Annotated in this window: 1 protein-coding gene; it reads left to right on the top strand. The window is 41.7% G+C overall.

All coding sequences use genetic code 11. The features are described from left to right. Positions 1 to 78 precede the first annotated feature (78 nt). Positions 79 to 1512: a form I ribulose bisphosphate carboxylase large subunit gene (locus IE219_RS32675; protein ID WP_189214503.1), complete on the top strand. Its 1434-nt coding sequence runs from the start codon at positions 79 to 81 to the stop codon at positions 1510 to 1512. Positions 1513 to 1637: the final 125 nt, after the last annotated feature.

Here is a 1637-nt window from a genome sequence, read left to right as displayed (position 1 = left end):
TTCATTTACGCCTAATTAACATCGAGTAGACCCTGTTATTGTGAGAATTCTTAATTCAAGAGTTATAGGGAGGGACTTATGTCACCACAAACAGAAACTAAAGCAGGTGTTGGATTTAAAGCTGGTGTTAAAGATTATAAATTGACTTACTACACCCCAGAGTATGAAACTAAGGATACTGATATCTTGGCAGCATTCCGAGTAAGTCCTCAGCCTGGGGTTCCGCCCGAAGAAGCAGGGGCTGCAGTAGCTGCCGAATCTTCTACTGGTACATGGACAACTGTTTGGACTGATGGACTTACCAGTCTTGATCGTTACAAAGGACGATGCTATCACATCGAGCCTGTTGCTGGGGAAGACAGCCAATGGATCTGTTATGTAGCTTATCCATTAGACCTATTTGAAGAGGGTTCCGTTACTAACATGTTTACTTCCATTGTAGGTAACGTATTTGGTTTCAAAGCCCTACGTGCTCTACGTTTGGAGGATCTACGAATTCCCCCTACTTATTCAAAAACTTTCCAAGGCCCGCCTCATGGTATCCAAGTTGAAAGAGATAAGTTGAACAAGTATGGTCGTCCTTTATTGGGATGTACTATTAAACCAAAATTGGGATTATCCGCAAAAAATTATGGTAGAGCGTGTTATGAGTGTCTACGTGGTGGACTTGATTTTACCAAAGATGATGAAAACGTAAACTCACAACCATTTATGCGCTGGAGAGACCGTTTTGTCTTTTGTGCCGAAGCTATTTATAAATCACAGGCCGAAACCGGTGAAATCAAGGGGCATTACTTGAATGCGACTGCGGGTACATGTGAAGAAATGATTAAGAGAGCTGTATTTGCAAGAGAATTAGGGGTTCCTATTGTAATGCATGACTACTTAACTGGGGGATTCACCGCAAATACTACTTTGGCTCATTATTGCCGCGACAATGGCCTACTTCTTCACATTCACCGTGCAATGCATGCAGTTATTGATAGACAGAAAAATCATGGTATGCATTTCCGTGTATTAGCTAAAGCATTGCGTATGTCTGGGGGAGATCATATCCACTCCGGTACAGTAGTAGGTAAGTTAGAAGGGGAACGCGAAATGACTTTAGGTTTTGTTGATTTATTGCGCGATGATTTTATTGAAAAAGATCGTGCTCGCGGTATCTTTTTCACTCAGGACTGGGTATCCATGCCAGGTGTTATACCGGTAGCTTCAGGTGGTATTCATGTTTGGCATATGCCAGCTCTGACCGAAATCTTTGGGGACGATTCTGTATTACAATTTGGTGGAGGAACTTTAGGACATCCTTGGGGAAATGCACCTGGTGCAGCAGCTAATCGAGTGGCTTTAGAAGCCTGTGTACAAGCTCGTAACGAAGGGCGCGATCTTGCTCGCGAAGGTAATGAAATTATCCGAGCAGCTTGCAAATGGAGTCCTGAACTAGCCGCAGCTTGTGAAGTATGGAAGGCGATCAAATTCGAGTTCGAGCCGGTAGATACTATTGATAAGTAGATAAAACTAAAGATAAAGAAGAGAAGGTATAAATAAAAAAGAAACGAAATAAAAAGAGAAAAAAATAAGTTATGAAATGCAGTAATTCTTCTTTATTCTTCTAATTGATTGCAATTAAACTCGGC

The organism is Streptomyces termitum (assembly GCF_014650175.1).
In the GTDB taxonomy this organism is placed as follows: domain Bacteria; phylum Actinomycetota; class Actinomycetes; order Streptomycetales; family Streptomycetaceae; genus Streptomyces; species Streptomyces termitum.
Note: the sequence above shows the minus strand (reverse complement) of the source record. Positions and strands in the feature narration are given on the sequence as shown.